The following is a 26,569-nucleotide window of genomic DNA, read 5'->3' on the forward strand; positions in this document are numbered from 1 at the left end:
TCACGTGCTCATTGGCGGCGTCACTCGTTCCAGTAGCGGGAGCAGGCGTGCACTACGGCCTGCGCGGTTCGAGCCCTCTTGTCGGCGAGTGCGATGCGGGTGATCGCGACCGGTTCGACAAGTTGTTCGTTGCGGGCAGGAGCCTCGTGAATGGCGTGCACGACGTCCATTCCCGAGACGACCTTGCCGAACACGGCGAAACCCTGACGATCGGGATTGCGGGCGCCGCCGAAGTCCATCGTGGGCGAGGGCCTTGCGACGATCGAGAAGCTCGACGTGGCCGTATCAGGCCCCCATCGCGCCATCGACAGTGCTCCTGCAGCGTGGCGCAGTCCGGTCTGGCTGGTGCGTTCGAGTGGGATCGGTGCGAAGCGAGAAAACTCCTCCCCTTGCCGGGCCTCGAGCTGGATCACGTCGATGGGCACGTCGTCGACACCGTGAACGGTCCGGAAGAAGTGACCGCCGTCATAGTCCCCGACGAGCGTGTAGCGCAGGAAATTGCAACTCGAGATCGGCGCCGCGGCCAGCGCAATGCGCGCCTTGATCGTACCTGCCCCGGTCTCGATCAATACGTCGGTCGATTCGAGCGGGCGCGCAGTCGGCCCGCAGGCCGTGACGGCCACCACTGCGAGACATGCCCACAATCGATGAATACTCGACAAGCCTACCTCCTGTTGCGCGAATAAATAATATAGTATACGATGCATGGATGCAACGGAAAGCAGGGGGATCGCTTTCCGACTTTTGCCGTCATCCGGGTGGGTGTGACATTTGTGATCGCGGAGGCGGGGCTTCCCGATGAACCCGCGCCCGGGGTGCAAGGCAAAGGACAGGTCGTCATCGCAAGGGAGATGCCGTTTGCTCGCGTGCCGCAAAAGTTTTCGAATGGTCCTGGGCCTGTGCGCGCTGCTAGGTGTGCTCTCCATTTCGGGACCTGCCAGCGCTGTCCAGAGGGACTACGAGGCGCTGCTTGAGCTGTTCGAACGCTGGCGGGCGTTCGCGGCACCCGAGGCAAGCGATTCGGCACCGGACTACAGCGCTTCGGCGATGGCGCAAAAGGCTCGTGCGCTGCCTGATTTCCAGCGCGAACTTGCTGCTCTCGATATGCAGGGCTGGTCTCTGGTCCAGCGCAACGACGCGCGGCTGGTCGGGGCCGAAATGGCCGGGCTCGATTTCGACTTGCGCGTGCTGCGCCCATTCGCGCGCGACCCGGCATTCTACGTTACGCTCTGGCCGCACCAGACCGACGTGCCTTCGCGCGAGGCACGAGCGGCTCTGCCCCGGATCGAGCTCTATGCATTCACGTTTCCCCTGTCGCCGCAGGACGACAGCTTGCTGGCGCGCCGTTTCGAGGCAGTTGCACCGCTCTTGCGGCAGGCACGCATTAACCTTGCGGACAGCAATGCGCGCGACCTTTGGGTCTATGGAATTACCGCGGTCGAAGGGCAGGCCAGGGCGCTGCGCCAGCTGGAGCGGGGAACACTCGCGCTCAGTTCGCTCGAAGGTCCGGCGAGTGCGGATCTTTCGGGTGCGTCGCCCCGGCTGCGCCGCGCGGTCGCGAGCGCGCGCGAGGCGACGCAGGATTACCTCGCGTGGCTGAGGCACGAGGCGCCGGGCAAGACCGGTCCCTCGGGCGTCGGGAAGGATAATTACAGCTGGTATCTGCATAATGTGCACCTCTCGCCCTACGGGTGGGAGGAGGAGGCGACCTTGTTGCGGCGCGAGCTCGAGCGTGCCTATGCCAGCCTTCGCCTCGAGGAGCATCGCAATCGCGCGCTGCCCCCGCTCGACCCCGTCGCGAGCGCACAGGACTACGCCGCGCTGGCGCGCGATCGGCTCGACACGTTCATCGCCTTTCTCGTCGACGGCGGGGTAATCGAGGACAAGCCCTATCTGGAAGCCGCTCTGCGCCCGCGGATGGGCCACTATGTTGCCCCCCAGGATCGCGAATTCTTCGCGCAAGTGACGCACCGCGAGCCGATGCTGCTCTACGCGCACGACTACCACTGGTTCGATCTCGCGCGCATGCGCGACACGCCGCACGAAAGTCCGATCCGGCGTGCACCGCTCTTGTGGAACATGTGGGACACTCGCGCCGAAGGGTTCGCCACCGGGTTCGAGGAACTCGTCATGCACGCCGGGCTCTACGACGACAATCCACGCGCGCGCGAACTGGTCTGGATCATGCTCGCCAGCCGTGCCGCGCGCGGGCTCGCATCGCTCTACGTCCACGCCAACGAGATAGGTCTTGAGGAGGCCGGGCGCTTTCAGGCGAGCTGGACCCCGCGGAACTGGGCCGGGGCGAAGGACGGGCTCACGGCCTTCGAACAGCTGCTTTACCTGCGCCAACCGGGGTACGGCACGAGCTATATCTCGGGCAAGCTGCTCGTAGACCGCCTGCTCGCCGCCGAGATGCATCGAGCGCAGTCAACGGGCCAGGCGCTGCCGCTGGCGCAACTTCTCGAGAAAATAGACCAAGCGGGTCAGGTTCCTGTGACTGTGATCGAATCGGAAGTTGTCGGTTCGAGAGGCATGCTCGAATTCGACCCGTGAATGGTCGAGGTTAAATAGAGTCTTGGTGATTCGGGAATGCTTTCGTTGGGTTTGATGCTGGGCGATGTTTTCTCCATGACCTGTGAATTCAGAGAAAATCCAATGTACGCGAGATGTATGTGATGAATTACGTGATTTTATTTCATTGATTGCGAATTGCCCCTCTGGACAGCATGAGCGAATCGTATACCGTGTATGATATTCACTGCAGCGGAACCATGAGGGGGATTTCGATGAAACATGTGCTCTTGACGATGATGGTGGCGGCATCGCCGCTCGCGATCGGTGTTGCTCACGCGCAGGCGCCAGCCGATGAAGGGCTGGCCGGAGAGGCGCCCGCCAACGACATCGTCGTGACCGGTTCGCGCCTTCGCCAGACCGACCTTGTCTCGGCTTCGCCAGTCACGGTCATGGATCGTGCCGAGATCGACACGACTGGCGCGCAGAGCGTGGGCGAATTGCTGCGCGAGCTTCCGGTTGCCAGCCCTTCGGCCAGTGAATCGGCTGGGCGCGGCAACTCGGGCGCAGCCAACGTCGCCCTGCGCGGCCTCAGCGCGGTCAACACCCTGGTGCTGGTCAACGGTCGCCGCATGATCTCGAACAATGCCAGCGGCACCGTCGACCTCAACTCGATCCCGTTCGAGGCGGTCGAGCGCGTCGAGGTCCTCCAGAACGGGGCCTCGGCCGTCTACGGCACCGATGCCGTCGCCGGTGTGGTCAACATCATCATGCGCCGTTCGTTCGACGGGCTGCAGATCAAGGCCGGGGCGGGGGTCTCGGATCGCGGTGACCTGCCCACGCGCGATATCAGCCTGACCTTCGGCGACCGGTTCGACGACGGCGGGTTCGTGTTCAACGCGAGCTACCGCTCCTCGGGCGGCAATGCGATCGGCGACCGCCCGGTCAGCCGCGATCCGGACTGGCGTTCGCGCGGGGGGCGTAACTGGCGCGATTCCGCACCGACCTCGACCGCACTGCGTGGCATCGATCCGGCCAATCCGGACATTTGGTACGTGCTGCGCGACGGTGTTGCGCGAGGCCAGTCACTTGCCGATTTTCGTACTTACGTCTTCCCGGGGACCGGCGATCCGCTGAGCACCGGCAACGACGGCATCAACTACTGGCAATACGAGAGCAGCGCCTCGGAGATCGAGCAGTACAACCTGTGGTTTGCCGGTGAGAAGGAGATCACCTCGGGCGTCAATGCCTTCGTCGAGGTTTCGTACAACCGGCGCGAATCGCTTGGCTATCTTGCGCCGGACTACTTCGACACCTGGAACGACTACACCATCGACGCGAACAACGACTACAACACCTTCGGTGTCGACCTCGACGTATCGCGCACGCTGCTGGAGACACTGCGCACCGGTCCCACGCGGGCGCAGAACATCACGTCGAACGTGATGCGCTACGTCGCCGGGCTCGAAGGCAAGGTCTTCGGCAACTTCGACTGGGAGCTCGCGGTCAACTACCAGGACCTCGACTTGCGCAACGACGGCGGCCGTACGCTCGAGCGTGCCCGTCTCGAAGCCGCGCTCGGCGACAGCGACGTGTGCCGCACCATCGCGGGATGTGTTCCTCTCGACCTGTTCGGCGCGACCGGCACGGTCACCGACGAGATGCTGCACGCGATCACCGCGCAGCGCTGGTCGCAGACCGACGCATCGCTGACCTCGGTCACCGGCAACGTGTCGGGCACGCTCGTCGACCTGTGGGCCGGCCCGCTCGATATCTCGATCGGGGGCGAGTTCCGCCGCGAGACCTATCGTGAGGAACGTGACAATGCGCCTGACAAGGAAACGCCGACTCCGCTCTTCGCACCGCAGGCGCGCAAGGTCTCGGAGATTTATGGCGAGCTGCGCCTGCCGCTGCTGCGTGACGTGCCGCTGGTCCAGCTGCTCGATATCGATGCCGCAGTTCGCTATTCGCACTACAATCAGTTCGGCAGCACCACCAATCCACAGATCGGCCTGCGCTGGCGGCCGGTCAACGATCTGATGATCCGCGGTTCGTGGGGCACGGCTTTCCGTGCGCCGAACTTTACCGAAGCCAATCCGCAGCAGTCGCGTGGATACCGTCCGCTGGTCGATCCGTGCCAGGGCGACAACTTCGCCTCGCTGCCCGGCTGTAATGGCGTGCAGGCACCGGTGGTGACGGGCGCCTGGGTAATCTCGGGCGGCAATCCTGACCTGCGTCCGGAAACGGCCGAGAACTATACCCTCGGCTTCGTCTATACGCCTGACTACCTGCCCGGGTTCTCGTGGACCGTCGATGCCTGGCGCATCGAGAAGAGCGACATCATTGGCACCGCCGATCCCAACTACATCATCGCCGAGAATGCCGCCGGGACGAGCTTCGGCGGTGCGGTCAGCCGCTTCCCCGACAACTCGCTCGAGGAGGTATACTCGATCCGCGAGAACCTTCTGGCGCTGCGCGTGCAGGGCATTGACGCCGCGGTCGAGTACACCACCCCGCGCGCATCGTGGGGCCGGCTCAACGGTCGCCTCGATGTGACCTACATGGACAGCTACAAGTCCTCGCCCGCCGCGGGTGCCGAGCCCGTCGAACGTGTCGGTACCTACACCACCTCGCTCAGCACGCTGGCAAAGTGGCGCGGGACGGCTCGCCTGACCTACCAGAGCGACGATCTCATGGTCAGCTGGGGCGCCCGCTATGTCGATGGCGTCACCAACGAGGCCTCGCTGCTGGTCGACGGGGAGTTCCTCGAGGCCAAGAGCTATATCCAGCACGACCTTCAGGTGTCCTACGACATCGGCGGCGAGCCTTCGGCCCGCCTCACGTTCGGCGTCGAGAACCTGTTCGACCGGATGCCGCCCTGGCTCGAGGGCAACTACTACAACGGCTTCGACGCCAATACCTTCAACTCGCGCGGGCGTTTCTTCTATGCCCGTGCCGAAGCGAAGTTCTGAGGCTGGGTTGGCTCGACAGGCCCGGCAATCTCCGGCCTCGCGGCTTCGGGGCTGGGGCTGGGCAGGGCCACGCGCTATGATTGCCGGTCTCGCGCCGGGTTCGGGTTCCATCTGTGCGGCGAAAACTGCGCGGATGGCCCCGTCCCGGCCGGGCCGTGGTTGTCGCAAGAGAAGCGGCATGTTCATCGAAGGAGAATAGGGTGAGTTCCAAGAAGGCCTTGTGGACAGGTGTTTACCCGGCTGCCACGACCCAGTTCGCAGTCGACGGATCGGTCGACATCGACGAGACGCAGAAAGTCATGAGCAGGCTCGTCGACGATGGTGTCACGGGATTGATCCTGCTGGGCACCTGCGGCGAGAACAACTCGCTCGAACCCGATGAAAAGCGAGCGATCCTGGCCGCCGGTGTCGAAGCCGTGGGCGGGCGCGTGCCACTGGTGACGGGCGTTTCCGAATTCACCACCGCGCGCGCGATCGAATATGCCCGCGATGCCGAGAAGATCGGGATCGACGCGCTGATGGCGCTGCCCGCGATGGTCTACGTGCCCACCGAAGAGGAACTGGCCGCGCACTTCAAGGCGATCGCATCGGCCACTTCGTTGCCGATCATGCTCTACAACAACCCGCCCGCCTATCGTGTGTCGATCTCCTTCGCGGTGCTCGAGGAACTGGCCGCGGTGGACAATATCGTCGCGGTCAAGGAAAGCGCGCCCGACCCGCGCCGCTTCACCGACCTGATCAACCGCTTCGGTGATCGCTATCAGGTCATGGCCGGGCTCGATGACGTTGCGCTCGAGGGCATGATGCTGGGCGCCTCGGGCTGGGTTTCGGGGCTGACCAGCGCCTTCCCGCAGGAATCGGTCGCGCTGATGGCTGCGGTCGAGGCCGGTGACTGGATCGAGGCGCGGCGCATCTACCGCTGGTTCATGCCGCTGCTGCACCTCGATGCCGAACACGATCTGGTCCAGTCGATCAAGCTGGCCGAACAGATCATGGGACGCGGCTCCGAACGGGTGCGCATGCCGCGCATGCCACTGACGGGCGAGCGGCGAGCGCAGGTTATTGCCATGGTCGAGGAATGCGCCCGCACGCGTCCCGCCGGCTGATACGAATTACACGAGCTGTCCCGACCGACTGGGGCGGCTGGCCGAAGTCTTTCATCGACTGGCCCGCCGCCCTCCTTTTCGTATCGTTTCGCACAGCTCGGCACCGTGCCGTTTAGCGCAACCCGCGCTCGGCGCTGCAGACACGCACGACAAGAGGCAGCATCATAGCCGGATGCGGCCGGAACAAGCAGCAGCCGGCAAGGCTGCGGGTTGCCAGGACAGAACAAGAGGAGTGTGAATTTGCGGTCACAGCGTTTGATTGCCGGTCTCTCGGCCCTTGCCCTGCTGCATGGTCTTGCGCCATCCGCCTGGGGCCAGCGTCAGCCTGCTCCTCCAGTGACCGATCCCGCCGATCCGCGTTTTCTCACGGCCCAGACCCGCAAGATGGGCGGGCCCATGCCCGCCGAGCAGATGGCTCTCACGTTCGAGAAGCTCGACCTGACCTTGAAGGTATTTCCATCCGAGAAGCGCATCGAGGGCATCGCCGCGCTCGACCTGTCGTCGCGCCGCGCGCTCGACACCTTGGTGCTGGATTTCTTCCCAAAGTTCGCGATCGACCAGATTACCCTCGATGGCGAGCCGATCCCGGCCGATCATTACGCCAACCCGGAGGGGCAGTTGCGGATCGATCTGCCCCGGCCGCTGGCGCGCGATACGCGCATCACCGTGCGCATTGCCTATCGCGGTACACCGCCGCTGGCCAAGCGCCCTCCCTGGGAGGGGGGCACGACCTGGACGACCACGCCAGACGGCAAGTACCCGTGGATCGACACCTCCTTGTGGGGCGGCGGTTGCGACATGCTCTATCCCTGTCTCGACCATCCCACGCTCAAGCCGGCGCGCTCCGAACTGCACTACATCGTGCCCGAGGGTCTTATGGCGCCGGGCAACGGCCATCTCGTGAGTGCTGAGACGCGCGATGGATGGACCACCTGGAACTGGTCCGCGCGCAGCGTTCATACCTATGGTTCGGTGCTCAACGTGGGCCCCTACAAGGTCAAGAAGGGCGACTATCAAAGCCGGTTCGGCAACACGATCCCGATGCGCTTCTATTACCTGCCCGGCGAGGAAAGCCAGGCCGACGCGCTGTTCGCTGAGTTTCCCCGGACTCTCGATTTCTGGGAATCGGTGATCGGTCCCTATCCCTGGAGCGACCAGAAGATGGGCGTGATCCGCGTGCCGTTCTCGGGCCTCGAGAACCAGACGCTCAATGGTTACAGCGACGAATATCCCAAGACGCCGTTCGGCTGGGACTGGCTGGTGAACCATGAGTTCAGCCACGAGTGGTTCGCCAACCAGCTCTCCGTCGCCAATTACGATGACTTGTGGCTGCACGAGGGGCTGGGCTCCTATGCGCAGCCGCTCCTGGCCGAATTCTATGGTGGGCGTATTGACTACATGGCCCAGCTCAAGGGCCAGCGCGCCGCCATCCGTAACGACCAGCCCCTGGTTTCGGGGCGCAATCGCGATGAAAAGGCGGTCTATTCCGACCCTACCGGTCCGCGCGGCGACATCTATCAGAAGGGTAGCTGGGTGGCCCACAGCCTGCGTCAGCTGATCGGCGACGATGCATTCTTCGAATCGATTCGCCGCCTCGTCTATGGCCGCCCCGATCCCAGACCCGGCAACTTCACACCCCAGTTCGGGACTACGCAAGGCTTCGTGAAGATCGTCAATACAGTAACCGGCAAGGACTATGGCTGGTTCTTCGACGTCTATCTGTACCAGGCCGCTGTGCCCCGCATCCTCGTCACACGTACGCAGGACAAGGCCGTTCTGCGCTGGGACGTGCCAGGGGACCTGCCGTTCCCGATGCCGCTCGACGTGCGGGTGGGCGACAGGATCGTGACCTTGCCCATGACCGACGGCTCAGGCGAAGTGACAGCTGACCGCGATACCCACGTTCTGCCCGATCCCTATTCGAAGATCCTCGTCCAGTCCGACGCGATCGTCGCGTACCAGCAATGGAAGGCACAGCAGGCCAAAAGCGGGCAGTCGATCGACTGACCGTCACCTCTGCATAGCCAGCATGGGCGTATGTAATGTAGTGAAAAATGGTCGGGGAGACAGGATTCGAACCTGCGACATCCTGCTCCCAAAGCAGGCGCGCTACCGGACTGCGCCACTCCCCGACGCGCCGAAGCCCTTAGGTTTCCTCGGGCCTCGACGCAAGCACGTTCTTTCGCTGATGGCAGTTCACGGCAGAACATTGGGGCAACACGGCGAGCGAGTCCCGAAATAGTCCCGAACGATGTTCTTGAGGTGTTCCTCGAAAACCTCCACACGCCGCGCCCGTTCGCCGTCTGGCACGAGGACATGGGCGATGTGCTTTGGCACCTCATACCGATCGAGGAGCCGCCACACTGCGGAACGCCGATCGATACCGGGTGGCCCTACTTCGAGGAAGACGAGCCGCGGCTTTGGTTCACGCCGCTGCCGGATGCGCGCGTGATCGACGCTGCCTGGCGCGCAGCCGTTGGCGATGATCTCGGGGAGGGCTCGCACCATGGCTGACAAAGGCATCATTTTCAGCGCCGCGATGGTCCGCGCGCTCCTCGATGGGCGCAAGACGCAGACCCGTCGGTTGGTCAAGAAGCCAGCCGCACTGGACGCTCTGGCCGTCTTCAAGCCTGCATTCCTGCAATTGCCCGGGAACGCGGACCTTTTGCCATACGCCCCCGGCGACCGGCTTTACGTACGCGAAGCTCATGCAATCGACGGGGCACGAAGCTGGTATCGGCTCGGCCATGAAGAAGCTTTGGCTCGCGGCCCGCGAGTAGATGTTCGTTGGCGCCCTTCGATCCACATGCCGCGCTGGGCCTCGCGCCTGTGGCTCGAAGTGGCCGAGGTCCGCGTGCAGCGGATCGCCGACATCTCCGAGGCGGACGCATTGGCCGAGGGCATTGAGCGGGTCGAGTATCCCGAAAAAGGAGACTGGGGCTGGCCACAACGCCGGTTCGCAGAACTTTGGAACAGCCTCCACACCACCAAGGGCGAGCGCTGGGAGGACAACCCGTGGATCGTCGCGGTGTCGTTCAACGTCCACCGGGGCAACATCGACGAGGTGGCGGGATGAGCGGTCGACCCACTGTCTATCATGGCACGCCCATGACGCCGCGCGCTGCGCTTGCCGAAGTCCTTTTGGGTCGCGCCGCCTGCGTGTCCTTCTACCGTCCTGACGACGTGGAGGCGGTAGAGGCCCGATGCCCTGACATCATGTTTCGACAACGGCGCGTTTTCGTTCTGGCAAGCCGCGCTGCGCCGGGGACAAGAGTGGTTCTACGACGGCAGCGATTGGGTGCCGTATTACCGTTGGCTCGACGCGAGGCTCTGGCACCCCGGGAGGTGGGCGATCATCCCCGATGCTCCCGGCGCGCCGTCCCAGCTCAACGATGGATATCTCAACGACTGGCCGTTCGGGCAGAAGGGGGCTCCGGTCTGGCACATGGACGGCCCGATAGAGCGCCTTCTGAGGCTCTGCGAGCGCTGGGACCGCGTGTGCCTTGGCTGGACCGGTCCAAAGGTCGGCGCGCACGACTATCGGGCACGCATGGACGAAGTGGGGACTGCCCTCGGCAATCGCTGGCCGGTCCTACACATGCTTCGCGGCACGGCAGTCGCCTTCGATTATCCGTTCGCTTCGGCGGACAGCACGTCGCTCGCGCAGAATGGGTGGCGCTATGACACATCGCTCGATTTCGGAGATCCATGGGCCGGGAGGCGCGCCTACGCTGACCGGCTTGAAGGAAAGCGCAGGCGTGAGGAGTTGAGCGCATGACCGGCCAGAACACCTCGAGCGCCGTCATGGCGCAGCGGGTCGAAGCGCACGACAGCCTCGACGACTTTCCAACACCAGCCTGCGCGACCCGCGCGCTGTGCGAGTTCCTGCGCGGGCAGGGCTTCCAACTCGAAAACTGCAACGCGCGCGAGCCGACCGCGAACCGCGGCTACATGGTGCGCCCGCTGCGCGAGCACTTCGCTCAGGTCGAGGCGAGCGATGTCCACGACTACGGCGCGGGCTTTCCGGTGAACGACTACCTGTTCGGCCTTCTGCCCGAGCCGGTCGACTTCACTATCTTCAACCCGCCGTTCCGCCTCGCCGAGCAGTTCATTGAGCGTGCCGTGGCGACGAGCACGCTGGGCTGCGCGGCGCTGGTGCGCACGTCGTTCCTCGAGGGCGAGGGGCGGTGCGGGCGCATCTTCACCGAACGGCCTCCAGCCTTCGTGCTCGTGTTCTCCGAGCGCGTCGTGATGCTGCGCGGGCGCATGGTGCGGGCAGGGGAGCCTGACCCGGCCAACATCGACCCGAAGACGGGCGAGCCGCGCAAGGCTTCGACCGCGACGAGCTACGCCTGGCTGGTGTGGCTGGATGGGGAGGAGAATACGCGGCTGCGGTGGATCGCGCCGTGTCGGAGGGGGCTTGAGCGCGAGGGGGATTACGCATGATCTGCGCTTGCTGCGGTGGCCACGTCACATGGCGCGGCCCGCTCTCCAATCTCACCCATACCGAATGCGCGAGCTGCGGCGCGGTCAACGCGCAGCTCGTCGACCAAGCTGGTGATGCCACCGAAATGGTCGACGAGCTCCCCGAGGGCCTGCGGCGCGACGAGAGCGGTGCGATCGAGTTTCAATGCCGCTCTTGTGGCCAGTGGGCGGAATGGCCGGGTGAGCCAGAAGACTTCGAGTTCGACGCGCCTGAAAACCTATGCGGTGGATCGCCGCGCTGCCTTCCTTAAGGGATCGTCCATGACTAACCATGAAGCCAAGTACCTGATCCGCAAAGGCGCCTATTTCTACCGCCCCAACAGCCAAGGCTACACCGCGCGTACCGACGACGCGGGCCGCTACACTCTCGAGGAAGCGCGCTCGATCACGCATCCCAATGGTCCAGACGGACCTCGCGACGGCATGAGCTATTTGCCAGCGCCGGAGGAGCCTGAGCCGACCGATCTGGCGGGGCGCCTGATCGCAATGAACCGCGATTTCAAATCGGTGGCTCTGGCGGCCGCGGCAAACGAGGCCGCTTGCTTGGTCGGGCAAAGCGTCCGCCTGCTCGTTGAGAATGAGCGGTTTCGAGTGGCGCTGCAGCAGTGCGCAAAGCTCGTTGAGCGCAATCTCTATCGCCAGAACGAAAAGGTCGAGGACGTGGTGCTGATCGTGCAGCGGGCCCTCGGCGCCCGAGCAATGGAGGGTGAGTGATGGCCCCCTCTGACGTTGCGTTCTGGCTGCTCTGCGGCGGCCCCATCCTAATCCTACTGTACACCGCCCTTTTCGCCGCGTGCCGGGCTATTCTCAGGATCACGAAGCCATGACCACCCAACCGAACGAAGCACTTGTCGAGGCGGTGGCGCAGGCGCTGTGCCGTGCTGGGGGCTACGGGCTGTGTGTCGGTCAATGTCATACGGAGCGCTGCATGGATGCTGTCGAGCACTATGGACGAACCGCCCGCGCCATCATCCCCATCGTGCAGAAGGCGGCAGGACAGCCCGAGGGCGCACGCTGGGGTATGGGCGATCTTGTCCAAAAGAAGCGCAACAGCAAATGGCGTGGCAAGGTCGTTGGCTTCTACCAGACCGAAGCGACACCCATCGGCTACGCTGTCGAAAGCGCGCTTGAGGAAGGCAGCGTGCAGGTCTGGCCCGAGGCTGCGCTGGAGGATTGGGACGGCGTGACGGATCGGCAGGCGGTCGAGGCGGAGGTTGTGGCGTACTTCGACAAGCGTCGGCAGGAGACTGGATCGGCTGATGGCTGGAATATCACCATGCTTGCGCTTGAGATCGAGCGCGGCGAACACCACACCCTTCCGCGAGGATAACGGGCGATAAGGCCTGGGAGTGACCCGGGCGAGGGCGCCAGTAACAGGTATCGGCTCCACCCATGTATGACGGGCCGCCAGAGGTACAGTCCTGCGACCGAGGCCAATGGTAGATTCTCGCAGGCGGAGCATAGGGCCAGCGCCACTGGAACCTTCCCTATGACGGCAGACGAAACCGGGTAGTAGGTTGGCAAGCCCTGTGGCGGGAGGAGCTGACCGAGTGACGGGCCATCAAACCGCGACCGATCAGTCTGGCCGGTACCACCGCAGAGCCGCAAGAAGATCGTCAGGCTCAGACCGCGCGCTAGGCGCGCCGGCGCCCTCCACAATCGCGCTGCTCGCGTCCGCCTCCACTTCCTCAACGACCTCGCCGCGCATCAGCCAGGCTGCGGCCTCCCCGTGCGTGTCGAACAGGATAGGCTTGCCGCTGTGGAATGAGACGAGATCACCATCGGGGCGCTTGATGCCGAACTTCATCGCTCAGCCGGCCCGCACTTCACGTCACGTGCGCCGCACTTGGCGCAGCGCAGGCGCCGCTCGATCGCATGCATCTGACGACTGAGCCCGCGGGCTACGCATTGCGCGGTGAGAGCCTTGCTGTCGATGCGCCCGACGTGCCCGCAGCGGCAGGTGACGCGCAGGTCATACCCGTAGCGGTTGAAGTCGGAGATCGAATCGAGGCGCTTGCTACCCATGACGCGGATATAGCAGAGGGGGTAAGGTGTATGCGGCGCGCTGTTGACCGGTTTATCTGAACAAAATCAGAGTATTGTGCTAATGTTCAATTGCACAATATTAATATTGTAAAATACAATTGAAACATTTTTATTATTTATTTCGCGTTGCTGGTTTCACGTGGTAAAGCCCCTACTGCGACCCGAAAGGGATGGGGCGTTCCCAGACCTTGAAAACTTACGGCGGCTTCTCGTATGAGGGGTCGCCGATTTTTTATAATGTCGTGGTTTATTGCTTCTTTTTTAATCCTGTGTTCAGGAAAATACTGCCATTTCATTCGAGCAACGAAATGAAGGTGATTAACCTCGGGTCGCAGAGCGCGATGGAGCTAAGCTCCGTCGCGCTTTTTGCATGCTGAGTAGTCGTGATTTGCGATGCGCCCTCCCGGCAGTTTTCTTGGGGGAATTCACCGGGAGGGCGCGCTCACGTCGTAGGCCAACCCGAGGCGGATGGCCGGTTAAATTCAGGCAACCGCCCGCCCGTATCGCGCATCGAGGAAATCGAGCACCGCGGGGGACAGTCCTTCGGGCAACGGCGGCGCTCGGAACCTGGCGCGCCAGTCGGCAATCGCCGCCTCGATCTGCTCCAGCGTGTACGGCTCGACGAGCTCGTTGCCAGCGCCCTCGGGCATCCAGCCTTTCCGGTACGTGTCACCAGCAGCATCGCGGTAGTAGAAGTGCTCGGCCTGGTTGTTCTCGGCCGTGCCGGTGAAGCGGGTGAGGTTCACCTTGCCGATCGCGTGCTTGGTGCGACTGTGCGGGTTCGCCCAGGCGGGGCCATTGTAGCCGACCGCTAGGTTGCCGATGAGCTTGCCGTTGCCGTGCTGGGTGATCGCCGCGCCGCCCTGCGTGAAGCAGAGGTTCTCGATGATGTCGACGTTCACGCCATCGGGCTGCTTGGGGTTCTCCGCGCCCTCGGGCTTGCCGTAGGTGCGATGGAAGATCGGCGTGAACTCGACGCCTTCGCCCACATAGAAGAGGTTGTCGCGGACCACGAGGTTCTCGTTGCCCTCGCCGGTATAGAACGGCGCGATCTGGATGCCGTCGCGGTGCGCACCTTCCTTCGAGCCAAGCGCCTCGTCGTCGTCGCAGAAGTCGTGGATCTCGTTCTCGGCAATCAGGCCGTTCTGGCAGCCGAAGGCGCGAATGCCGTCCTCACCGCAACCGTAGATATCGTTGCGGGTAGCCTCGATCCCGTCGCACTCCATGAAGCAGATGCCCATGCGCGCGCGCTGGATGATGCTGTTGATCACCTTGGCGTTAGTGCAGCCCCGCATGCTGATGCCGTAGTGCGCATCGACCGGCACAACGCCTTCGTCGCAGGTGACTGTCACGCCATCGGCAAGAAAATTCGCGCTGCTGGAGACCTCGAGGCCGGTGTCAGGCCCGGTGACAATGACAATGCCTTTGCCCACGGTCACGTTGTCGGCGCGGCGCACCGTGCAGAAGCGCAGGGTGCCGTTGATGTAGTGGGTGTCAGCTTCGAGGTCCACGCCTTCGAGCGTGGCACCGGCGAGGTCATGGATCTTAGACATAAGGGTCTGCTCCTAGAAGTCGGTCAACCATGCACTTCGCCATGAAGGGCTGGCAGACGGCGCGTTGGTGGGCTTGGTCGGCGTAGTAGATCCCGCCCTGGCTATTCAGGCGCGGGTCGGTGCTGGAGAGCGCGGGGTCGAGCACGTAGTCGCCCCAAGCGCCCGTGACCTGCATCGAGAGCGGGTTCTCGGCGCGGCGCACCTTGCCCTCGTAGGGACCGCCCGGCTGTCCGCCGAAGTCCTCGAAGAAGCTGGCAGCGCGCAGGTGGCCGCGCATCTGCGCAAGGCCCGCAGCCATGGTCGTGCTGCCGGGCAGGGTGATGCCGGCCATGTACTCGTAGCCGAGCGCCAGATAGCTGCGGGTATCGTTGCGCACGAGGTCGATGAGGTTCGCGTAGATCTGATCCGCGCGCGCTGCCCCGTAGACCGGCGCGGTGTACTTCGCATTGAGGGTCTGCGAGCTGTCGTTGTGCCAGATTTCGACTGCGACGACGTTGCGGCCGGGTAGCGTCCAGTTGCCCGAGAACATCGAGTTGTTGAGGTAGTCGCGCTTCTGGCGCAGGCCCTTGTCGATGGCCTGACCGGTCCCGCCATCGTCCTTGTCGATGGTGCTGCCGCCGATCGCGTGGTTGATCACGCGCCAGTTGCGGATGCCTTGTCGTTCCAGCTCGTAGTTGATCTGCGGACCGAGGTAGCCTTGCTTGCTCTCGCCCATGATGCTCGGGCCGCTGTCAGCAAAGCGGCTGTCACCGTCGAGGATGAGCTGGTGCTCGATCGGCACGACACCGTAGGCATCCATCATCGCGCCGATGTTGGCCTGTATCTGGGCGGTGGTCTGCTTGCTGCGCTGGATGAACAGGCCGTAGAGGATGAAGGTGCCGTAGTTGCTTGAGCGCGGGTCATAGGCATGTCGCCCGATCTCGCCGCCGCTCGTTGCCGTCGTGCCCGTGTTCATCGTCGTGATGCCGGTGCAGTATTCGTCGTTCATGTGGATTTCGGCGGTGCTGGAGGCCCCGCCGGTTATCGCCACGACTTGAATGCCTGCGTGCAAAATCATCTTGCGCCGCGACTGGCCCGCCACCCTCTCATTGCCGAGCACGGTGTTTCCGCTGACTAAGTATTTGCTGCCGTGGGCGAGGAAGGGCGGCTGCGAGTTGGCCGCGACGCCATTGGCCTGAAATGACCCGAGGTGGTTCATGAAGGCGCGCAGGGTATTGGGCGCGGTGCCGCTGGCATTGCGGCCGATGCCGAAGACCGACTGCGCGGTGGAGCTGGCCGCGTCGAGGTAGCGGATCACCGCGTAGACCGTGCAGTTGTTGCCGGTGTAATTCGCCAGCGTGTCCTGCACCTCGAGCGCGTGCTGGCCTTCGAAGAGCAGGCCGGTGCGCCCGGCATGGTCGGTGACGACCTTGGGCGCGCCGCCCGGGGGAAGCGTACCGCCCGTGATCGCCACCGCGTCGGCAAGGCCCATCATGTCCGGCCAGGTGGTGACCTGATCGTTGCCATCGACCTCGGGGGCGAGCAGCGAGGCTTCGAGGCGAACATCGGTGGGGTAGGGCAAGTCGTAGGCTTCAACCGGAGCAGGTGTGCTCCCGCCGCCGCCCGCGCCGCCCCCGCCGCCCGATGCAAGCGCGATGCTGGACAGTCCGAGGGAAAGGCTCAGGCCGAGGCTCATTGGTCGCACTCCACAGCAGCGCCCATGCGCTCGAAATACCGGCACACGCGCAGGCCCGCCGAGTGGACCTTGTCTGCCCAGCTGTCCTTGGCGGCCTCGTGAATGGCATTGGCCGTCGCATCGTCGAGGATGTCCTCGCTGTCCGGCGCCGGGCGCGGCTTGGCGATGGCTTCGATATCCGCGTCCGAGGGCATCGCGATCGGCTTGGGCGCGCACATCGCGGCCGGAAGGCACAGCAGGATGGCGGGCAGGGCGAAGAGGCGCTTCACTGGCAGTGCTCCCGGTACTTGGGGCCGTTGGTCATGCCCGCGTTGCGAAGGTCGATGCAGGCGAGCGCCCGGTCCTGAGGCGAGACGGTCGCGCGCGCCTCAGATGGTTTGGTGGCCTCCGAAGCAGCGGCGCGGCTGATGGCGCTCTGCCGCTCTTGCTCGGCGAGAAGGTCGTTAACCGCGTCCTGCGCGCGCTCCTCGGCGGACCGGTCGCGCGCATCCATGGAGCGGGCCTGCGTCTCGGCGCGATCAGCCTCGACGGCGGCGCGGTCGTCGAAGCGATCCCAGACGAGTACGCCGACGATGAGCGCGATGACGCCAGCGGCGTACCAGACCCATTCCGGGAGAGCCTTGAGGCGCGCGCCAAGCGAGAGGAGCGTGGCCCAGATCACGGCTCGGCCCTCGGCTGATCGAACAGGCCCTTCACGACCCAGCCCACAAGCGGGCCCATGGTGGCGAGGACGGTGTTGATGAAGATGGTCGCGTTCTCGGCGTGCGGGATGAAGATCGCTGCCGCGCCGAAAGCGAGGTAGCCGCCGATCACCAGCACGGCGACCCAGAAGCGTTGCTCGGAGGACATGGCCTTCATGCGACCCGGGTCCTCATCCAGCCCCAGGTGAAGTCCTCATTGGCCGGGCGCTTCTGGCTCAGGACCTTGTACCGCTCGCCCTGCGAGCAGTTGAGCGCGCGCAACATCACCGTCTCAGCCTCAGGCCCTCGCTTCGTCCCAAACGCGTGCAGTGCTCCCAGCGTCGCCGGGCCGATGTCGGCATCCTCCTTGATATCGGCGTACAGGGTGCCGCGCTGGTTGAAGACGTTGAGCCATTCCTGAAGCCATCGAGCCGGAATGTCGGGGCCCATGTTGACGCCGGTGTCGAAGAGTTCCTCCGCCACGAGCGGCATGATCTCTGCCACCGCCGCGAAGCCCGGTTTGACGAGGTATTCCGCGCGGTAGATCGCTACTGCCGTTTCGCGCGGCAGGTAGCGCATGTCGCCCGTGTATCCGTTGCGGCGCGCCACCCGCTCGGTGATCCCCCAGCGGGTCGCGCCACCCCGGTCTGAAGAATGATTGCTGTATCCGCCTTCGACGCCGATCGTGCGCTCGATCATCTCGTCAATCGTCACTTCTCATCTCCCTCGCCGCGCAGGCGGCTCATGTCCTTGGTGGTGTTCTCGGCGAGCATCCGCGCAGCCTCGGCGCGCTTGCGGCCCATCTTCGCCGCGTCATCGACCCATGCGTCGAAGAGCTTCCAGATCATGTTGGTAAGCGACTTCATCGTCTTCACGCCGCCGAACGCGATCACGAAGGAAGCGATAGCAGCGCCCAGCGGGCTGAGGTCCAACCAGCGCACCGCACCCATCGCGAAGAGCGCACCGCCGCCGCCGATCAGAACGGAAACGATGAACGCGCGCCGGATCTCGTGGAGGGCTCGGCGCTGCTCGTACATGACGCCAACAATCGCGAGCCACCCGGTCACCATGCCAAACGCGATACCTGCATAAGTCGGATCGACGGCACCCAGCGGCGCGGTGACGAGAGCGGGGACGTACTTCGCTGCAGCTTCGCCACGCATTACCCACCCGCCGTTGCGATCGTGGCGAACCAGACGGCCACGAACCATGAAAGCGAGGACCCGGCGATGTACCAGCGCCCCTGAAGAAATGCGATTGCGGCCAACCACGAGCCAACCCCTGCTACCGTCCACATCACGGAGAGCAGGTAGCGGACGGCCAGAGCGCTTAGCCCGAAACCGGGGAGGCGAGTCGTGAACGGGAGAAAGGCACCCGTAACGAAGCTGAAGCTGAGGAAGCAGAGGAGCGAGGCGCCAGCGATAATGAGCGGGAGCTGAGGCACAGGCACATCGGCCCGGCCGCCCAGCGCCCGTACCTTGATGATGGTCCATAGCCTGCGAGCGAGCGGGACGCCGCCAAGGAGCGCCCCAAGCACCGCCCACCAGCGCATCACGTCCATCCAGTGGTCTGCGGTGGCGAGGCTCATCGCGTGCATGTCAGCGCGCTTGTGGAGGCAGGCGAGATCATTCAGGGCAGTTTCCGCTCGCGGCCAAGGCATTTGACCGCTCGGGAAGCCTAAGGTTCTGCCCCAGCGCCGTTACCGCCGTCATACCCTCCTTGGGCGGCTACCTGTGGCTGTTGCGGCAGTGTCCGGCGCCGAGAACTGCATCGAGCGCTGCCTCAGCCCACAGGGCCCAGCGCTTCCCGGCGATGGCGTTGCGGCCGATGCGTGCGGAAAGCGGTTCGTCGGGATCGGGAGCAACGCCGCGCCCGGTGACGACCCACCACAGTCCAGCGCCGCCAGTGTTGAAGACGGCTTGCGTGAGGCAGATCGCGAGGAGCCAGGCCCACGCTTTCAGGCGGACGATCATTCTGGCCAGCCGGTGGTGATGTCGATCGCGGAAACGGCATCGACGTTGGCGGCCGCGTTGATCTCGGCGCGCAGGGCGCGGGCGCGGGCGTGGCAGGCGTCGATGTGTGCGACGACCGCGAGGCCGACCGCGATCATGGCCTCTGCGTCGAGGTTGGCCTCGGAGTTGTCGGCCATCGTCCAGTCGATCGAGAAGGGCTGCGCTGCCGCCAGAGCGATCTGCGCGGCGAGCGTGGCGCCCACGATGTTGCGCTGCGCTTCCTCGCTCGTGTCGACGGCGCCTGAGGGTGTGTCAGCACCAGCGAAGACGTGCTGCGTGCGCAGTTCCTTGACCTGCTCCCACAGGCGCGGCTTGAGCACCTCCTCGGCGTAGAGGCTCGGATACTGCTCGAGGAGGTCCGTCACAGTCTCGAACTGCTCGGGCGTGCCGTTGTAGATCAGCTTGCCAAAGCCGGGATTGGCCGGGTCACTCGCAGCGATGCTGAACTGGATGAAGAGCTGGGCCTTCTGGATGATCCAGTCGATATCCCAGCCCTCGGGGAAGGCGTGGCTGTAGCTCATGCTTATTGCTCCGTGGCGACGATGGAGATGGTCTGGCTCGTGACCGAGCCGTTGGTGCCGTTGCTGCGATCAGTGATGGTTGCGACGAACTGGCGTGTCTGGGTGGTCCCCGCGCTGTCGGTTGCGGTCAGTGATCCGGAGACGGTGCGAGTGTAGGTCAGGTAGCCGGTGTTATCGTTGGCCACTGGCCTGACGCCGGTGATGGTCTCGGCACACGACGTGATCGTGAGGTTGGTCCAAGTAGCGACAGCGCCTCCGCCCAAGCCCCTCTCAAGCCTCACCACGACGTTGCACGCAATCGACTTCGATGCGTTCACACTCTCGCCTGTGGCGGCGCCCCAAGCCGACACTGCGCTGTTCCAGGCGTTCACATCGGAGGAAGAGTTTCCGTAGTTGATCGTCGTCGTGCTCCGGCACGCGTAACTGAGGGCAACCGAGATCGGATTGCCGTTGGAGCCAGAGGGACCGATCGAGATGCTGGCATTGCTGGCGATCGACGACGATTGCCCTGCGTTCTTGAGGGTGCCCGCGCTCAGCGATCCACCGAAGTAGGCAGAGCCATCCGTCTTGAGGTACTGGATGGCGTTGGCCTCGGTGCAGTTGGCAAGGTTCGCCTGCTCGGGCCCGTACCACTCGAGGAACTGGCTGTTCGAACCGAAAGGCGCGCCCGACACCTTCATGTAGCCGCCCGCGCGCATGATCGAGCGGCCATTGGTCGCGTCAATGCGGTAGGTGTCGGCGGCATTGCGGATCGTGCCGGTGGTGAGAGTGCCGATGTTGCCGGTGATCGCGGACAGGTCGGTCACGTTGATCTTGGCGGCGGTGACGGCGCCGGCGGCGAGGTTGTCGGTTACGACGGCCCCGGCGCGCAACTTGCCCGCCAGCGTCGCGTTGCCGTTCTCGATCACCAGTGCGTCGTAGAGCGTGGTGCCCGCCAGGTTGGCGAGCACGACCTTCTGCGCGGCCATGGTGACGTTGGAGGTGCCCGCGCCGTCCGCACGCGCGGCGATGATCGCATTGCTCGTCCCGGCGTTGGCCAGCACGCTCCAGTAGGCGACCGTCTTGCCCTCCACGCTGGCAAGCGCGCTGGCCTGCTGCGTGACGCTGGCCGAGAGCGTGTCGATCTGGCCGGTCTTGATCTCGGCGGCAGAGGCAACGCGCCAGCCACAGCGATACCAGGTGATGTCGTTCGCACTGGCCGTGCTGCCGAAGTTCGACCAGTGGTTCATCAGAAAGAGCGCTGCGGTGTTGGTGCCTGAGGGCATCTGGATCAGCTTGCGGAAGCGGTAGACACTGCCCGAACTGCCCGCGCCGATCGTGTTGCCTTTGGTGTCGGGATCGGTCGCGAAGACCAGGCGGCACTCGCCCGTGTTGGTGCCGCGCAGGAGCACGCCAGCGCCGATGAGCGAGCCGCTGTTGAGCTTGATGTCGGCCTCGATCACGACCCAATCGCCTGCGCTGAGCGCCGCAGGCGCGTTGGCGCCGGTCTGGGAGATGCCGCGGTTGTCGTTGGCAACCGATCCGAGGCGCACAGCGTACGGCGACACTTCGCCCGCTATTCGCGAGATCGTGGCCGCACCGCCGCTCCAGTCCGCCCAGCGCGTCGGGTAGGTCGCCCCGTCGAGCCAGTCTGCGAACATCGGGTTGGGGTTCATCAGGCCCGCGGCAGTGCTGGCCGCGACGCTAGCGCTGCTCGCCGCGCTCGAGGCGGATGCTCCCGCATTGCTGGCAGACGTCGAAGCCGAACTGGCGCTGGACGCTGCAGCGCTTGCGCTGTTCCCCGCGTTGCCCGCACTGGTTGCCGCTGCGCCAGCGCTTTGGGCTGCGGCGCTGGCTGAGCCATCGGCATCGTCGGCGCTGTTCGATGCTTGGCCTGCGTAGGTCGAGGCGTTGCCCGCCGCGGTGTTGGCGTTGGTCGCGCTAGTTGCTGCTGCGCTCGCGCTCTGGCTGGCCTCGCCCGCCTTCGTGGTTGCGGTCTGGGCGCTCGTCGAGGCGGCGCTTGCGCTGTTGCCCGCATTGGTCGCGCTCGTCGCGGCAGCGCCGGCACTGTTGGCGGCGGCGTTCTTCGAGCCGAGCGCGTCGCTTGCGCTTGTCGAGGCCTGGCTTGCAAAGGTGGAGGCGTTGCCTGCCGAGGTCGCGGCATTCGTTTCGCTCGTGCTGGCAGCGCTCGCGCTCTGACTGGCTTCGTTCGCTCTGGTCGCTGCCGTCGAGGCGCTGGTCGCAGCTGCGTCGGCGCTACCCTTTGCGGCGTTGCTTTCGGTCACGTCCTCGAGGAACAAGCCCGCCCAACGTGAGGTCATCGTGTCGACCCCGGCGGTTCCGTAATTGTTGATCCACGGACGCCAGGAGGTGACCTCCAACGATGTGTAGTTGAGGTTCAGATTGACGTCGAACGATGCCCAATCAAGGCCTGCATCGCGCAGGTGCGCGGTACGCCAAACAGTGCTGCCGTCGCTCAGAACGAGCTGCAGGCCAATGCGCGCAGCAACAGCGCTGCCCGTCGTCGAAACCCAGCCACGGAAGCGCAGGGTGCGCTTGTTGAGGTTGCCCTCGCGCATGGCCGCGCCTTCGTAGGCGTCTCGTCCGTTGAGCTGTAGCGCCTTCGAGATGTTATGGCTTGCGAGGCCCGGCGCGTTAACCACTGACAGGCCGCTGCCAGTCCACTCCCCGATGTCGTTGTCAGAGAAGCGGCCCTTGTGGACGAGGTTGCCGAGGGCACCGCTCTCAGCATATCCGACCGACTTCGCCGCGACCGTGGCGCTGGACGCTGCCGAGTTAGCGCTGGTGCCTGCGTTAGTCGCGCTGGAAGCCGCATTCGTAGCGGAGCTCGATGCATTTCCAGCGGCAGTCTGCGCTGCAGTCGCCGAAGCCGCGGCTGCGGTTGCCTTCTCGCCAGCTTCACCTGCCTTCGTACTCGCTGTCTGCGCGCTCGTGTTGGCGGCGCTGGCCGAGCCGCCCGCAGCAGCGGCGGCGTCGAGCGCGTCTTGCTTCGCCTGCTCGGAGGCAGACTGCGCCGCCTCGGCATCGCTCTGGGCGTCCTGCGCCAGCGAGCGGGCTGTCTCGGCGCCCGACTGAGCTGCCTGCGCAGCAGCCGCACTGGCCGCCGCGCTCTCGGTGTCGCCGTAGACCTCCTGCAGATCGCTGATGTCGCTGAGCAGGCTCGGGTCGATGTTCTCGCGCGGCACCTCGCCGAGCAGATCGTCGGCATCGAACTTGGCCGTCCAGCCGTTGCCGTCGTAGCGGTAGAGCTTGCTGTCCGAGGTCAGGAAGACGATGCGGCCGGCGAAGAGGTTGTCGGTCGGGAGGGCGCCAACGATTTCGTAGCCGCCCGCGCTCTTTGTCAGGGTGACCGGCAAATCGTAGGCCAACCCTGCGTAGGCGCCGCTGCCGGTGGCGCGCAGGGTGAGCGAGGCCATGTCCTCGCCGACGTCCATTCCGCCGGTGATCGAGTAGGTGCGACCCTCGATGGCTATCGAGAGGTCTTGAAGGTTTGCTTGCACGGTTAGAACGAAGCGGTCGCTGACGTCCGTGCCGTCGGCTAGCCTCGCGACGAGTGATCCGGTAGCCGCGCTGTAGTCGACAACCGATCCATTGCTGTATGCCGCGATGATGATCGTGTCATTGGTCAGGTAAGCTGTGGGGGCAGTCTCGAGTTTGTCGAGCCGCGCGCGCTCTTCGTCCGTCGCTCCGACGGTTGCGCCCGGTTCGGCAGGCTTCAACTGGTCGATCGGTGTGCCGTCGTCGTACTTCGGCTCGATCAGGTCCTGATAGACAGGGTTGAGAAACGGATCGTACCTGGTCGGCTCGACAGGCTGGATTGCGGGACGTTCATCGCGATCCCACTGGTAGATATCGGCGTGTTCTGCCTGCAGCACCATCGGAACGCGGCCATCGACCTGAACGGAGGTCTGTACGACGCGGAAAAGCTTGTTCGTCCAGCCCAGCGCGCCAAACGTCAGGCGCACCACGTCGTTCTTCTGCACCTTCCAGGCGCGGTAGCTGAACGTCGCGGTGAAGCGGCCCGAGTAGAGCATTCGCGCGATGCGCTGCTTCACGAGGCGCTGGGCCTGCGCTGGATCCTGCACGGCCTGGAAGTCGACCGTCTCCACACGGTCGATGCCATCCGGGCTATCTACGCGCACCTCCGGATAATCGAGGGCCTGATAGAGCGAGGTCTCGGACGGATCGATGAAGGTGCCACGCACGACGTTGTAGGTTTCGTCAAGCGGAGCGGTCTGTTCCCACGTGAAGCCGTCGAGCACGTCATCGTCGGTGAAATCTGCGATCGGTGACGCGAGATCATCATGCAATACCGTGATCCGGATTTTGCCGTCGACATCGTCCAGCTCTGCATTCATCGAAGCCTTCAGCTGGTCGAGCACGGTGCTCGTGGCATCTCCCTCGGAGAAGACACCATCGGAGCGATACCGCGGCTGCGTTCCGCCATCAGCAAGCGCGACTGGTTCGTCACACAGGTTCGCCGCTGTGATGAAGCTGGCGAGGTCGATGCGGGCGGCAGGGATACCCTTGCCGACGGCGAGCCGCCACTCGCCGGTCGATGGGTTCTGAATACGCCAGCCCAAGAGATACCAGAGCAGCTGGATTGCCGGATTGCGGCTCGCATTGTCGTCCCACGCCCAGGTTGTCTGGTCGTCGGTTCGCATGGAACCCGATCCACCGGATACCGAACTGTCGAGGCGGGGATCGTAGGTGAGAGCGCCTTTACCCACCAACGTGAAGCGGGTCGGGATCGACTGAGCAAAGGGGCTCTGTGCCTTCTTGCTGTTGCCGGTCAGCTTGAAGCGGAGATAGACCCAAGCAAGTCCGGTGTAGCGACGGGTCGTGCCCATGCGAGTGCTGATGTTCTTCGCCGCAGCAGGGCTGCCGACTGTGTGGCGCTCGACGACGAGATAGCCACTGTAATCTGAGGTGATCCCGGTAGAGGCAGACCAGGCGAGCTTGTCATCGAACCAGATCTCCTCGAAGCCCGCGACCTCATGGCTCGCCGCAACGAGGAAGCGGTGCAGGAGCTCCTGGTTGCTCGAGAACTCCTGGTCTCGGATGTCAGTGGCCATCGCAGTGCGGCCCAGCACGAACTTGCGTGGCGTGCGCGGGTCAATGCTGACACTGAGCCGGTCTGCAGCAGCGCTGGAGGTCGCCGGCGCCTTGGGACGCGACAACATCGAGGCGCCGAGCGAAACGGCGCCCGCCACAGTTGCAATCGTCGAGGCAGCAATGGAGGCACCGAGCGCGCTGAATACCATCGTGCCACCGAGGGCCGCGCCGATGCCGGTGCCGATCATGGCGACGCCTGCCACAATGCCAGCGATTTTGCCGACAGTGCCGAAGAACTTCTTGCTCATGCGCCTACACTCCAGGCGCACGTCCATTCCGATCGGTCGACGCGATAGATGCCGTCGGAACCGTTGTGCTCACCGACGAAGAGCGCAGCGCCACCGATGCACACGCCCACGGCGCACTCATCCATTACGAGGTCACCGCGTCGTGCGTATGCGACTGGCCTCTCCGGAAGCATGGTGTCGATCGTGGCCCGGAGGTCGCCTGCGCCGTATCGCTTCAGCGCGCGCGTCGAGCCAGTCGCAGTGGTGTAACGACCACGGAAGTCCGCCGCGAGATCGACGCCGGTCATGGCAAGCACGGCACCGGCGCTGAACAAGGCGCAGTCCATGGTGCCGTAGCGGTAGGTCACGCCATTCAGGAGCGGCGCAAGATAGGCCGAAAGGCGCTGCTCCCAGTCAGGAAGGCGGTTCATGGCAGGTTTCTCGCGCCCCAGGCGTTGCCCCGGAGCATGCTTTGGGCGATCGGCGTCGTGCCGGCCGTCGCGGTACCGTTGGCGATGGCGATTGCTGCCGATGCGGAGAGGTCGCCGGGGTCGAACAGTTCCTGATCGAGGTACGTCCGGTTGCTCGCCTGGCTGAACGCGGAGAGATAGCCCTCAATTCCTAGCTTGATGGTTTGCTCACTCTCATCGCCTTCGATCGAGAGCGAGACCATGTAGCCGGTGTAGTAGTGTTGGATCGCACCTTGCTGAGCTCCATCTGCATTGCGGATCATCCGCCAAAGCGACGCGCTGCGCCCGATCCAGTTGCTCTGGTCCCCAATGATGTTGAGCGTCTCGTCGTCGATGTCGCGCAGGCCGGACAGGCTACAGGTCAGCTGGTCCGAGCCGCCCGATTTGGCCGTCACCGAGCCAATTTCAACGAACTTGCCATCGGTTCCGATGAAGGCGTGATCGTCCATGTCGTTGAAGCCACTGCCGGTCACGACCACGTCTCGGCCGAGCGTATTGATGCGAACCGGATTGCCCGCGATGTCGAGGAAGGCGAAAAAGCCGGGGCGGATGATGTCGCCGTCCAGCGCGGCGGATGCGGCGGCGTCGGGGCGGCTCATCAGAGGGCCTCTTCAGCATTGATCGTGAAAGCCGAAACGCCGTTGGTCACCTGCCAGCCTTGGCGCGGATCGATCAGCGCGGCGTGCATGTAGGGGGCGATGGTCTCGACGACGGTGCCCTCGGCGGGGATCTGCATCAGCTCGGGCGTTAAGGTTGCGGTGCCTTGGCCCGTCCCGTTGGTCTGCAAATCCTCGGTCAGCATCACAAGGCGGTGATGGCCCGAGGGAAGGGGCACGGTGAGGTAGTGGCCAGCGAGCAGCGGAGTGGCATTGGCGGGCAGGTTCTCGAGGGGCAGCGTCGTGCCGCTACCGGCCCCGGTGCGCACCGTCGGATTAGTGCCCGTCCGTTGGTTGCATGCGACAGGAAGGCGGAAACGATGGACCGGGCCGCGCAGGGACAGGAGGAACGCGCGCCAAGGGCGCTCCTCGTCCTCGGTCATCCGGGCGACATTGAAGCTGCCGAACCACCGCTGCGCGCCCGGCATACCCGAGACGCGGCGGCGCCCGGTCCAGATCGAGCGGTTGACCTGAAAATTCTGGTCCAGTTCGATCTTTACGTTTTCAAGGTCGCCAGTGGGCAAGGGGATTTCGGCCATG

Annotated in this window: 28 protein-coding genes and 1 tRNA gene; 11 read left to right on the forward strand and 18 right to left on the reverse strand. The window is 64.5% G+C overall.

The genetic code is table 11. The features are described 5' to 3' along the window. Positions 1-20: 20 nt before the first annotated feature. Positions 21-662 carry a peptidylprolyl isomerase gene (locus tag I5E68_RS06905; RefSeq protein ID WP_197162366.1) on the reverse strand — a complete coding sequence of 214 codons (642 nt, stop codon included), beginning with the start codon at positions 660-662 and terminating at the stop codon, positions 21-23. A 223-nt stretch (positions 663-885) separates the two neighbouring features. Between I5E68_RS06905 and I5E68_RS06910 the strand changes: the two genes are divergently transcribed. The 4 genes from I5E68_RS06910 to I5E68_RS06925 all read left to right on the forward strand — a co-directional run bounded on the left by I5E68_RS06910 (position 886) and on the right by I5E68_RS06925 (position 8,596). Continuing rightward, the gene (locus tag I5E68_RS06910; protein WP_197162368.1) at positions 886-2,553 is read left to right on the forward strand and encodes a DUF885 domain-containing protein; all 1,668 of its coding nucleotides are present in this window, start codon (positions 886-888) and stop codon (positions 2,551-2,553) included. A 233-nt stretch (positions 2,554-2,786) separates the two neighbouring features. Beyond that, the gene (locus I5E68_RS06915; protein WP_197162370.1) at positions 2,787-5,483 is read left to right on the forward strand and encodes a TonB-dependent receptor plug domain-containing protein; all 2,697 of its coding nucleotides are present in this window, start codon (positions 2,787-2,789) and stop codon (positions 5,481-5,483) included. Between the two features lie 200 nt (positions 5,484-5,683). After that, positions 5,684-6,589, forward strand: a complete 906-nt coding sequence (locus I5E68_RS06920; RefSeq protein WP_197162372.1) for a dihydrodipicolinate synthase family protein — start codon at positions 5,684-5,686, stop codon at positions 6,587-6,589. A gap of 240 nt (positions 6,590-6,829) precedes the next feature. Next, positions 6,830-8,596 carry a M1 family metallopeptidase gene (locus tag I5E68_RS06925; RefSeq protein ID WP_197162374.1) on the forward strand — a complete coding sequence of 589 codons (1,767 nt, stop codon included), beginning with the start codon at positions 6,830-6,832 and terminating at the stop codon, positions 8,594-8,596. Positions 8,597-8,644: 48 nt separating this feature from the next. On the opposite strand, the gene I5E68_RS06930 is transcribed toward I5E68_RS06925, so the two are convergent. Beyond that, positions 8,645-8,721: transfer RNA gene (locus tag I5E68_RS06930), tRNA-Pro, on the reverse strand. Between the two features lie 130 nt (positions 8,722-8,851). On the opposite strand from I5E68_RS06930, the gene I5E68_RS06935 reads away from it, so the two are divergent. The 7 genes from I5E68_RS06935 to I5E68_RS20470 all read left to right on the forward strand — a co-directional run bounded on the left by I5E68_RS06935 (position 8,852) and on the right by I5E68_RS20470 (position 12,404). Further along, entirely contained in the window at positions 8,852-9,103 is a 252-nt protein-coding gene (locus I5E68_RS06935) for a hypothetical protein (protein ID WP_197162376.1), read from the forward strand. Beyond that, positions 9,096-9,665: a hypothetical protein gene (locus tag I5E68_RS06940; RefSeq protein ID WP_197162378.1), complete on the forward strand. Its 570-nt coding sequence runs from the start codon at positions 9,096-9,098 to the stop codon at positions 9,663-9,665. The genes I5E68_RS06935 and I5E68_RS06940 overlap by 8 nt, the downstream gene beginning before the upstream one ends. A gap of 222 nt (positions 9,666-9,887) precedes the next feature. Beyond that, positions 9,888-10,367 carry a hypothetical protein gene (locus I5E68_RS06945; RefSeq protein ID WP_197162379.1) on the forward strand — a complete coding sequence of 160 codons (480 nt, stop codon included), beginning with the start codon at positions 9,888-9,890 and terminating at the stop codon, positions 10,365-10,367. Next, on the forward strand, positions 10,364-11,035 hold the full coding sequence (locus tag I5E68_RS06950; protein ID WP_197162380.1) for a hypothetical protein: 672 nt from the start codon (positions 10,364-10,366) through the stop codon (positions 11,033-11,035). Before I5E68_RS06945 ends, I5E68_RS06950 begins: the two co-directional genes overlap by 4 nt. Next, positions 11,032-11,325, forward strand: a complete 294-nt coding sequence (locus I5E68_RS06955) for a hypothetical protein (protein WP_197162381.1) — start codon at positions 11,032-11,034, stop codon at positions 11,323-11,325. Before I5E68_RS06950 ends, I5E68_RS06955 begins: the two co-directional genes overlap by 4 nt. Before the next feature lie 10 nt (positions 11,326-11,335). Further along, positions 11,336-11,788 (forward strand): hypothetical protein, encoded by a 453-nt coding sequence (locus tag I5E68_RS06960; RefSeq protein ID WP_197162382.1) that lies wholly within the window; start codon positions 11,336-11,338, stop codon positions 11,786-11,788. A gap of 109 nt (positions 11,789-11,897) precedes the next feature. Beyond that, on the forward strand, positions 11,898-12,404 hold the full coding sequence (locus tag I5E68_RS20470) for a hypothetical protein (RefSeq protein WP_197162383.1): 507 nt from the start codon (positions 11,898-11,900) through the stop codon (positions 12,402-12,404). Between the two features lie 246 nt (positions 12,405-12,650). Here I5E68_RS20470 and I5E68_RS06970 read toward each other — a convergent pair whose 3' ends face one another. From I5E68_RS06970 to I5E68_RS07045, 16 genes are all read right to left on the reverse strand, one after another. Then, entirely contained in the window at positions 12,651-12,881 is a 231-nt protein-coding gene (locus I5E68_RS06970) for a hypothetical protein (RefSeq protein WP_197162384.1), read from the reverse strand. Continuing rightward, positions 12,878-13,099, reverse strand: coding sequence for a hypothetical protein (locus I5E68_RS06975; RefSeq protein ID WP_197162385.1), 222 nt, complete (start codon positions 13,097-13,099; stop codon positions 12,878-12,880). The genes I5E68_RS06970 and I5E68_RS06975 overlap by 4 nt, the downstream gene beginning before the upstream one ends. 503 nt (positions 13,100-13,602) lie before the next feature. Next, on the reverse strand, positions 13,603-14,673 hold the full coding sequence (locus tag I5E68_RS06980; protein ID WP_197162387.1) for a right-handed parallel beta-helix repeat-containing protein: 1,071 nt from the start codon (positions 14,671-14,673) through the stop codon (positions 13,603-13,605). Further along, positions 14,666-16,348, reverse strand: coding sequence for a hypothetical protein (locus I5E68_RS06985; RefSeq protein WP_197162389.1), 1,683 nt, complete (start codon positions 16,346-16,348; stop codon positions 14,666-14,668). Before I5E68_RS06985 ends, I5E68_RS06980 begins: the two co-directional genes overlap by 8 nt. Then, positions 16,345-16,617 carry a hypothetical protein gene (locus I5E68_RS06990; protein ID WP_197162391.1) on the reverse strand — a complete coding sequence of 91 codons (273 nt, stop codon included), beginning with the start codon at positions 16,615-16,617 and terminating at the stop codon, positions 16,345-16,347. Before I5E68_RS06990 ends, I5E68_RS06985 begins: the two co-directional genes overlap by 4 nt. Continuing rightward, entirely contained in the window at positions 16,614-17,009 is a 396-nt protein-coding gene (locus I5E68_RS06995; protein ID WP_197162392.1) for a hypothetical protein, read from the reverse strand. Before I5E68_RS06995 ends, I5E68_RS06990 begins: the two co-directional genes overlap by 4 nt. After that, entirely contained in the window at positions 17,006-17,206 is a 201-nt protein-coding gene (locus I5E68_RS07000) for a hypothetical protein (protein ID WP_197162393.1), read from the reverse strand. Before I5E68_RS07000 ends, I5E68_RS06995 begins: the two co-directional genes overlap by 4 nt. After that, on the reverse strand, positions 17,203-17,742 hold the full coding sequence (locus I5E68_RS07005) for a glycoside hydrolase family 108 protein (protein ID WP_197162394.1): 540 nt from the start codon (positions 17,740-17,742) through the stop codon (positions 17,203-17,205). The genes I5E68_RS07000 and I5E68_RS07005 overlap by 4 nt, the downstream gene beginning before the upstream one ends. Next, complete coding sequence (locus tag I5E68_RS07010; RefSeq protein ID WP_197162395.1) at positions 17,739-18,191, reverse strand: hypothetical protein; 453 nt, start codon at positions 18,189-18,191, stop codon at positions 17,739-17,741. Before I5E68_RS07010 ends, I5E68_RS07005 begins: the two co-directional genes overlap by 4 nt. Continuing rightward, on the reverse strand, positions 18,191-18,625 hold the full coding sequence (locus I5E68_RS07015) for a hypothetical protein (protein ID WP_197162396.1): 435 nt from the start codon (positions 18,623-18,625) through the stop codon (positions 18,191-18,193). Before I5E68_RS07015 ends, I5E68_RS07010 begins: the two co-directional genes overlap by 1 nt. A gap of 130 nt (positions 18,626-18,755) precedes the next feature. Beyond that, on the reverse strand, positions 18,756-19,001 hold the full coding sequence (locus I5E68_RS07020) for a hypothetical protein (protein WP_197162397.1): 246 nt from the start codon (positions 18,999-19,001) through the stop codon (positions 18,756-18,758). Beyond that, on the reverse strand, positions 18,998-19,561 hold the full coding sequence (locus I5E68_RS07025) for a DUF4376 domain-containing protein (protein WP_197162398.1): 564 nt from the start codon (positions 19,559-19,561) through the stop codon (positions 18,998-19,000). The genes I5E68_RS07020 and I5E68_RS07025 overlap by 4 nt, the downstream gene beginning before the upstream one ends. A 2-nt stretch (positions 19,562-19,563) precedes the next feature. Then, positions 19,564-24,924 (reverse strand): phage tail protein, encoded by a 5,361-nt coding sequence (locus I5E68_RS07030; RefSeq protein WP_197162399.1) that lies wholly within the window; start codon positions 24,922-24,924, stop codon positions 19,564-19,566. Then, positions 24,921-25,334, reverse strand: a complete 414-nt coding sequence (locus I5E68_RS07035) for a DUF6950 family protein (RefSeq protein ID WP_197162401.1) — start codon at positions 25,332-25,334, stop codon at positions 24,921-24,923. Before I5E68_RS07035 ends, I5E68_RS07030 begins: the two co-directional genes overlap by 4 nt. Beyond that, positions 25,331-25,972 (reverse strand): hypothetical protein, encoded by a 642-nt coding sequence (locus I5E68_RS07040; protein ID WP_197162403.1) that lies wholly within the window; start codon positions 25,970-25,972, stop codon positions 25,331-25,333. The genes I5E68_RS07035 and I5E68_RS07040 overlap by 4 nt, the downstream gene beginning before the upstream one ends. After that, on the reverse strand, positions 25,972-26,568 hold the full coding sequence (locus I5E68_RS07045; protein ID WP_197162405.1) for a hypothetical protein: 597 nt from the start codon (positions 26,566-26,568) through the stop codon (positions 25,972-25,974). The genes I5E68_RS07040 and I5E68_RS07045 overlap by 1 nt, the downstream gene beginning before the upstream one ends. Position 26,569 lies beyond the last annotated feature (1 nt).

Origin of the sequence: Novosphingobium aureum (assembly GCF_015865035.1) — a bacterium.
Taxonomy (GTDB): Bacteria; Pseudomonadota; Alphaproteobacteria; order Sphingomonadales; family Sphingomonadaceae; genus Novosphingobium; species Novosphingobium aureum.

Excerpts from the sequence above, each read along its gene's own strand:
- I5E68_RS07000 (WP_197162393.1), bottom strand. The coding sequence starts at position 17,206 with ATGAAGGCCATGTCCTCCGAGCAACGCTTCTGGGTCGCCGTGCTGGTG.
- I5E68_RS20470 (WP_197162383.1), top strand. The coding sequence starts at position 11,898 with ATGACCACCCAACCGAACGAAGCACTTGTCGAGGCGGTGGCGCAGGCG.
- I5E68_RS06955 (WP_197162381.1), top strand. The coding sequence starts at position 11,032 with ATGATCTGCGCTTGCTGCGGTGGCCACGTCACATGGCGCGGCCCGCTC.
- I5E68_RS07025 (WP_197162398.1), bottom strand. The coding sequence starts at position 19,561 with ATGAGCTACAGCCACGCCTTCCCCGAGGGCTGGGATATCGACTGGATC.
- I5E68_RS06940 (WP_197162378.1), top strand. The coding sequence starts at position 9,096 with ATGGCTGACAAAGGCATCATTTTCAGCGCCGCGATGGTCCGCGCGCTC.
- I5E68_RS07015 (WP_197162396.1), bottom strand. The coding sequence starts at position 18,625 with ATGCACGCGATGAGCCTCGCCACCGCAGACCACTGGATGGACGTGATG.
- I5E68_RS07020 (WP_197162397.1), bottom strand. The coding sequence starts at position 19,001 with ATGATCGTCCGCCTGAAAGCGTGGGCCTGGCTCCTCGCGATCTGCCTC.
- I5E68_RS06960 (WP_197162382.1), top strand. The coding sequence starts at position 11,336 with ATGACTAACCATGAAGCCAAGTACCTGATCCGCAAAGGCGCCTATTTC.
- I5E68_RS07030 (WP_197162399.1), bottom strand. The coding sequence starts at position 24,924 with ATGAGCAAGAAGTTCTTCGGCACTGTCGGCAAAATCGCTGGCATTGTG.
- I5E68_RS07040 (WP_197162403.1), bottom strand. The coding sequence starts at position 25,972 with ATGAGCCGCCCCGACGCCGCCGCATCCGCCGCGCTGGACGGCGACATC.
- I5E68_RS07045 (WP_197162405.1), bottom strand. The coding sequence starts at position 26,568 with ATGGCCGAAATCCCCTTGCCCACTGGCGACCTTGAAAACGTAAAGATC.
- I5E68_RS07035 (WP_197162401.1), bottom strand. The coding sequence starts at position 25,334 with ATGAACCGCCTTCCTGACTGGGAGCAGCGCCTTTCGGCCTATCTTGCG.
- I5E68_RS06970 (WP_197162384.1), bottom strand. The coding sequence starts at position 12,881 with ATGAAGTTCGGCATCAAGCGCCCCGATGGTGATCTCGTCTCATTCCAC.
- I5E68_RS06915 (WP_197162370.1), top strand. The coding sequence starts at position 2,787 with ATGAAACATGTGCTCTTGACGATGATGGTGGCGGCATCGCCGCTCGCG.
- I5E68_RS06975 (WP_197162385.1), bottom strand. The coding sequence starts at position 13,099 with ATGGGTAGCAAGCGCCTCGATTCGATCTCCGACTTCAACCGCTACGGG.
- I5E68_RS06910 (WP_197162368.1), top strand. The coding sequence starts at position 886 with ATGGTCCTGGGCCTGTGCGCGCTGCTAGGTGTGCTCTCCATTTCGGGA.
- I5E68_RS06950 (WP_197162380.1), top strand. The coding sequence starts at position 10,364 with ATGACCGGCCAGAACACCTCGAGCGCCGTCATGGCGCAGCGGGTCGAA.
- I5E68_RS06980 (WP_197162387.1), bottom strand. The coding sequence starts at position 14,673 with ATGTCTAAGATCCATGACCTCGCCGGTGCCACGCTCGAAGGCGTGGAC.
- I5E68_RS07010 (WP_197162395.1), bottom strand. The coding sequence starts at position 18,191 with ATGCGTGGCGAAGCTGCAGCGAAGTACGTCCCCGCTCTCGTCACCGCG.
- I5E68_RS06985 (WP_197162389.1), bottom strand. The coding sequence starts at position 16,348 with ATGAGCCTCGGCCTGAGCCTTTCCCTCGGACTGTCCAGCATCGCGCTT.